Origin of the sequence: Chitinophaga sp. (assembly GCF_036566945.1) — a bacterium.
GTDB lineage: Bacteria > Bacteroidota > Bacteroidia > Chitinophagales > Chitinophagaceae > Chitinophaga.
Genome location: NZ_DATCVJ010000008.1, coordinates 1 through 5,961 on the forward strand (window position 1 = coordinate 1; position 5,961 = coordinate 5,961).

The following is a 5,961-nucleotide window of genomic DNA, read 5'->3' on the forward strand; positions in this document are numbered from 1 at the left end:
CAGTTCTGACCTGCTGAAGAAATATAAGGAGAAGCATGCGGTGGGCAACGTATCCGATACCGCCTATCGTTCTGTTATTTATGGAATGGAAGATGTGGTGGAACATGGTACCGGCAGGGGCGCTCATATGGACGGGATTGACGTATGCGGCAAAACCGGTACTGCCGAAAACAGGGGTATTATAGACGGCAAAGTAGTCGATCTTCCGGACCATTCTTTATTTGTAGCTTTTGCGCCGCGGGATCATCCGCGTATAGCCATTGCCGTGATTGTGGAGAATGCCGGTATGGGATCTGCCTATGCAGTACCAATTGCCAACCTGATGATGGAGAAATACCTGCGGGATTCGTTGCCTGCTGCGAAAATGCCTGTGATGAAGCGTATGCTGGAAACAGCTACCATTTCCGCCGCCAAGCGGGAGTTGTCGAAGATAGATTCTTTAAATACTACTACGGGTGCGTTAACAGCGGAGCAGGTGTTGAAGCATTATTTTCATTAATTTTTCTGCATCTGTTGGAACGGCTTTGTGGTGTATATTAGCAACATGAAGATCATCTGGAAAATAGCGGGTATATTATTATTGCTGTATGTGGTGGTATGTATACTCGTGTACTTTATTCAGGAGCATTTACTTTTTTTTCCGAAGAAGTTGCCCGCCAACTATACTTTTCATTTTCAGCCGCCTTTTGAAGAGCAGCAGATTCGCATGAATGATGGCACGCTGCTGCACGGGCTGTTGTTTAAGGGAGATACCGCCAAAGGACTGGTTTTTTATTTGCATGGCAATGCCGGTGCACTCGATACCTGGGGAGAAGTAGCTGCTACGTATACCCGTTTGCGATATGATGTGTTTATTTTTGATTATCGTGGTTTTGGGAAAAGTGGCGGACACATTAAAAGTGAAGCACAGTTTTATGAAGATGCACAAACAGTATATGACAGCATAAAGAAAGTGTATCCGGAAAATAAAATTACCATCCTCGGATATTCTATTGGTACAGGTACTGCCGCCAGACTGGCTGCCATGAACCATCCGCAGCGGCTTATTCTGCAGGCGCCTTATTACAGCATGACAGATATAGCCAAACATCAGTATCCTTTTCTACCTTCCACGCTTTTAAAATATAGGTTCCCTGCTTATCAATATGTGCAGGCGACTACCGTGCCTATTACCATTTTTCATGGTGATCAGGATGAGGTGATTTATTATGAATCATCCGCGGTGAAACTAAAAGCCTGTCTGAAGCCTTCCGATACGCTGATTACACTGCATGGGCAGGGGCATAACGGGATGTCGGAGAATGAAGATTATCAGGTGGCGTTGAGGCGGATATTGGAGTAGTTTTATATTTACACCCCTATTACTTTCACCCCTTTCTTTTTACAATACTTTAAGCTCGCCGGATCTGCATCCGTTACTATTGCATACACTATTTCCAGCGGTGCAAACTGTAAATAGGACGGCTTATCTATTTTGCCGGCATCGCATAGGAGATAGGTTTGTGTGCTTTGGGCGGCCAATGCCAGTGCGATAGCGGCTTCTTTTTCGCTGTGAGCAAACAGTCCCTGTGCGGATAGGCCATCTACGCCAATAAATGCTTTGCCAGCCTGGTATCTGCGGATATGTTCTATGGCCATGCTGCCATGGATGGCTTGTCGTGCTGCATCGTACTCGCCGCCAATGATGTTCATGGATACCTGGCTGTTTTGCAGTTCGCTGATCACGGGCATGGAGTTAGTGATGACTTTTATTTTTTTTCCTTTAATGAACTGGCATAGGCGGAACACCGTGCTGCCACAGTCCATGAAAATAATATCGCCGTCGTTGATGAATGCGGCTGCTTTGCTGCAGATTTTATCTTTTGCTGCCTGGTTAACGGCCGCCTTATTAATAAACCTGTGCGGCATTTCCGGTGTTGTTACCGGGATGGCACCGCCATGGGTGCGGTAAAGCAGCCCGTGCTCCGATAGCTGGTTCAGGTCTCTGCGGATGGTGATTTCTGAAATGCCCAGCGATTGCGCCAGTGCTTTGGTATCTACTTCTCCCTGTTCCGATAACTGCGCCAGAATTTTTTGCTTTCTTAACTGGAAATTCATTTTTAATCTTTAACTTGATCAAAAATAAACAAAAACGATCAAAAACGATCATTTGAAATATGAAAGAGATAAATATCCTCGAAACAAAGATCCTGTCTGATAACTGGTATACACTGAAAAAGATCACTTATGAAATGAAGGGACATGATGGGGTAGTGGTACGACAGGAGCGCGAAGCATACGACAGGGGCAATGGGGCTACCATCTTGCTATATAATAAAGAAAATAAAACAGTGATACTCACGCGGCAGTTCCGCATGCCAACTTATATTAATGGCAATGAAACCGGTATGATGATAGAATGTTGTGCAGGACTGCTGGATCAGGATAATCCGGAAGAATGCATACGCCGGGAAACCATGGAAGAAACAGGCTACAACATCACCGATGTGCGTAAGGTATTTGAATCGTATATGTCGCCCGGTTCTGTGACCGAGATACTCTATTTCTTTGTGGCGGCTTATTCGAAAGAACAGCAGGTGCATGCTGGTGGCGGACTGGAAGAAGAGCAGGAAAATATTGAAGTACTGGAGTTGCCTTTTATAACCGCCATGGAGATGATCCGGACCGGAGAAATAAAGGATGGGAAAACCATTATGCTGTTGCAGTATGCTGCTATTAATAACCTCTGTGGATAAGCGAATTGGCCTTCATTGCAAGGTTAAATTTTGTGTATCTTTATCAGTATGAAAATGGAGCGTCATCTTCCTGTGGCTATTCTTCAACCTTTTGTCAAAGCTTTTCTGATTATAGAAAGTGGAGAGGGAATGGAGAATAATACGCTGCCCGATACATCTGTTGTGATGAGTTTCCGGATGAAAGGAACAGTGAGCCATCTTACGCAAACGCTGATCAATCAACTGCCGGCGGCGGGAGTGTCGGGTTTGCGGAAATCTGCCCGCTTACTGAAGTATGATCCTGATACCGCTAATTTCCTGGTGATATTCCAGGAAGGTGGCGCTACTGCTTTTTTCAAAGCGCCGTTGCATGAATTGTTTGAAGCCCAACAACCACTGGATGACCTGATTCGGTTATACAAAATTAAGGAAGTAGAAGAACGCTTAAGTGAAGCCACCGATGATCAGCAAAGAATAGCGGTAGTAGAAGAATTCCTGTTGGCAGAATTAAGAACACATGAACCTGATTTGCTGGTGAATCATGCCGTGCAACAAATTAAGAACACCAATGGCAACATAAAGATAAAATCACTGGCGGCCGACTTATACATCAGCCAGGATGCTTTTGAGAAAAGGTTCCGGCGTAGTGTGGGCACGAGTCCCAAGCAGTTTTCTGCTATTGTGAGATTAAGACATTTGCTGGACCATTATAATGCAGCAGAGAGTTTAACGGATGCCGCTTACAATGCCGGATATTTTGATCAGGCACATTTTATTAAAGACTTTAAAGCATTTACCGGCCGCACACCACAGGAATTTTTTCAAAATGCCACGTGGTGGTAATACAAAAATGAAGAAGATCTGCATCGCCGTTCGGAGATTTCCAGCGATGCGCAACAGGGTATTCCATCTGTTATGAAAATCTGCCATCACCTTTATTTTCAAAAAATCCCAAAGAAATATTTTTAAATAAGCAAATGCTCACTTATATTTGCACCGAATGAGATACAGAGATGAAAATAAAGTGCTGGCTATCCGCGAAGCGGCCATTGATATGGTCGCAAAGGATGGACTGGAAAATTTCGGGATCAACCGCCTGGCAAAAGCTGCGGGTGTATCTCCGGCCACTATTTACATCTACTACAAGGATAAAGAGGATTTGCTTACCAGTCTCAGTATAGAGGAAGGCGTTAGAATGACCCGCGCTACCCTGAAGGGTTTTGACCCGGCCATGTCTTTCAGCGACGGTCTTTGGTGCCAGTGGAAAAACCGGGCGGACTTTGCATTAGATAATCATAAATCCGCTGCTTTTTTTGAACAGCTTCGTAACTCTACCTATAGAGATAAAATGTTGGAGACCATTACGGAGGAATTCAAAAAAAATATGGGCAATTTTGTAGAGAATGCCATTGCACGTGGAGAAATAGACCGTATGCCCCTGGAAGTATACTGGTCAGTAGCATTTGCACCACTCTATTCCCTGATTAAGTTCCATAACGAAGGGCAAAGTCTTGATGGCCGTAAATTTAAGTTCTCAGAAAAAATCATGAAAGAAACATTCGACTGCGTGGTAAAAGGACTATCGAAATAGCTATTTTTTTTCTCAAATTAATAAATGAGCGCTTGCTTATAAACAATGAACACCGCACAACATATTCTTGTTTTCAAAACGAACATCGCAACAGTGGAAGACCGCTTAAAAGTGGCGCAGGTACTGGACCGGCAGCCGTTTATCGGGAAATGGACGGTAGACCTGGAAGATGTGGACCGCGTACTAAGAGTAGTGGCAGCCATACCAGCCATTGACAGCATCATCGCACTTGTAAATGCCAGCGCCTACGAATGCGCAGAGCTGGAAGACTAATAACGTTTTTCCATCAATATCTTTTAAATGAAACAAACAGCTGCTTTTTCTTCTCACCAGAAACTGGTGGTCGCCCTGTTGGCGCTCACACAGTTTACTGTTATACTGGATTTCATGGTGATGTCGCCATTGGGCGATATGCTCATGAAATCTATGAGCATAAAACCGAACCAGTTTGGTTTTATTGTATCTGCCTATGCTTTCAGCGCCGGTATCTCCGGGTTGCTGACCGCCGGTTTTGCCGATCGTTTTGATCGCAAAAAATTACTGGTATTTTTCTACACCGGCTTCATCATCGGTACGCTTTGCTGTGGCGTGGCCAATACCTACTATACCATGGTGGCCGCCCGTATAGTAACGGGTTTATTCGGCGGGGTAATAGGTTCTATTTCTCTGGCGATCATCACGGATCTTTTTGATCTTTCACAACGTGGCCGCGTGATGGGCTTTGTCCAGATGGCTTTCGGCGCCAGTCAGGTGTTGGGTATTCCCATTGGTTTATATCTTGCCAATGCCTGGGGCTGGGAAGCACCTTTTTTCCTGGTGGCCGGTCTGGCTATGATTGTGATGACGTTGATCTTTATCAGACTGGAACCCATCGTGGCCCATCTGGCGGTACAACGCGATAAGAGCGCCTTTAAACATCTGTTACACACCGTAGCTAAAAGGGATTATCGTATAGGCTTTACCGCTACTGCACTAATGTCTATCGGAGGTTTTATGATGATGCCTTTTGGTAGCGCCTTTGCCATCAATAATCTGCACATTACACCACAACAATTACCGCTGCTATTTATGGTCACCGGTGTGGGGGCGTTGTGCATCATGCCGGTGCTGGGCCGCCTGAGTGATAAGGTAGATAAATTCAAGCTCTTCACGATTGCAGCATTATACATGATGGTGATCGTCTTGATTTATACACATCTTACCCCGCAACCCCTCTGGATCATCATGTGCTTAAATGTATTGATGATGGGCGGTATCATGGGCCGTATGATCCCTTTCACGGCGCTCACTACGGGTATTCCTGACCTGGTAGACAGGGGCGCATTTATGAGCGTTAATTCCTCGCTGCAACAAATAGCTGGTGGTGTTGCCGCCGTCATTGCCGGCATGATTGTATCACAGCAAGATAAATTCAGTCCGATCGAACATTATGATACACTCGGCTGGGTCATTATTGGTTTAACGATCCCCTGTATTTTCCTGGTATACCGCGTCAGTATGTTGGTAAAATCAAAGCTCGCACGCGGAGCGGGAGTAGTGAATGTACCTGCGCCAACCGCAGCATAATCTCATAAAAAGGACTACCAGACAGAGGTAGTCCTTTGTTGTTTTTTGCAGAAAAATAACCCCGGAATAATGGATCTTGTTATACACCCG

At 45.1% G+C, this 5,961-nt stretch carries 8 protein-coding genes; 7 read left to right on the forward strand and 1 reads right to left on the reverse strand.

Translation table 11 applies throughout. The features are described from left to right. The coding region (locus tag VIP81_RS00185) for a penicillin-binding transpeptidase domain-containing protein (protein ID WP_331956452.1) at window positions 1-499 on the forward strand (499 nt) is incomplete at its 5' end. A gap of 45 nt (window positions 500-544) precedes the next feature. Next, entirely contained in the window at window positions 545-1,342 is a 798-nt protein-coding gene (locus tag VIP81_RS00190) for an alpha/beta hydrolase (protein ID WP_331956453.1), read from the forward strand. An 8-nt stretch (window positions 1,343-1,350) separates the two neighbouring features. Here VIP81_RS00190 and VIP81_RS00195 read toward each other — a convergent pair whose 3' ends face one another. Further along, complete coding sequence (locus VIP81_RS00195) at window positions 1,351-2,097, reverse strand: DeoR/GlpR family DNA-binding transcription regulator (RefSeq protein ID WP_331956454.1); 747 nt, start codon at window positions 2,095-2,097, stop codon at window positions 1,351-1,353. A 59-nt stretch (window positions 2,098-2,156) separates the two neighbouring features. On the opposite strand from VIP81_RS00195, the gene nudK reads away from it, so the two are divergent. From nudK to VIP81_RS00220, 5 genes are all read left to right on the forward strand, one after another. After that, window positions 2,157-2,735, forward strand: a complete 579-nt coding sequence (gene nudK / locus VIP81_RS00200) for a GDP-mannose pyrophosphatase NudK (RefSeq protein ID WP_331956455.1) — start codon at window positions 2,157-2,159, stop codon at window positions 2,733-2,735. 54 nt (window positions 2,736-2,789) lie between these two features. Beyond that, window positions 2,790-3,557 (forward strand): helix-turn-helix transcriptional regulator, encoded by a 768-nt coding sequence (locus VIP81_RS00205; protein ID WP_331956456.1) that lies wholly within the window; start codon window positions 2,790-2,792, stop codon window positions 3,555-3,557. Between the two features lie 157 nt (window positions 3,558-3,714). Then, a complete protein-coding gene (locus VIP81_RS00210) occupies window positions 3,715-4,305 on the forward strand; it encodes a TetR/AcrR family transcriptional regulator (RefSeq protein ID WP_331956457.1) in 591 nt (196 codons plus the stop codon). Window positions 4,306-4,350: 45 nt separating this feature from the next. After that, window positions 4,351-4,578, forward strand: a complete 228-nt coding sequence (locus VIP81_RS00215) for a hypothetical protein (protein WP_331956458.1) — start codon at window positions 4,351-4,353, stop codon at window positions 4,576-4,578. A 27-nt stretch (window positions 4,579-4,605) separates the two neighbouring features. Next, on the forward strand, window positions 4,606-5,871 hold the full coding sequence (locus VIP81_RS00220; protein ID WP_331956459.1) for an MFS transporter: 1,266 nt from the start codon (window positions 4,606-4,608) through the stop codon (window positions 5,869-5,871). Window positions 5,872-5,961: the final 90 nt, after the last annotated feature.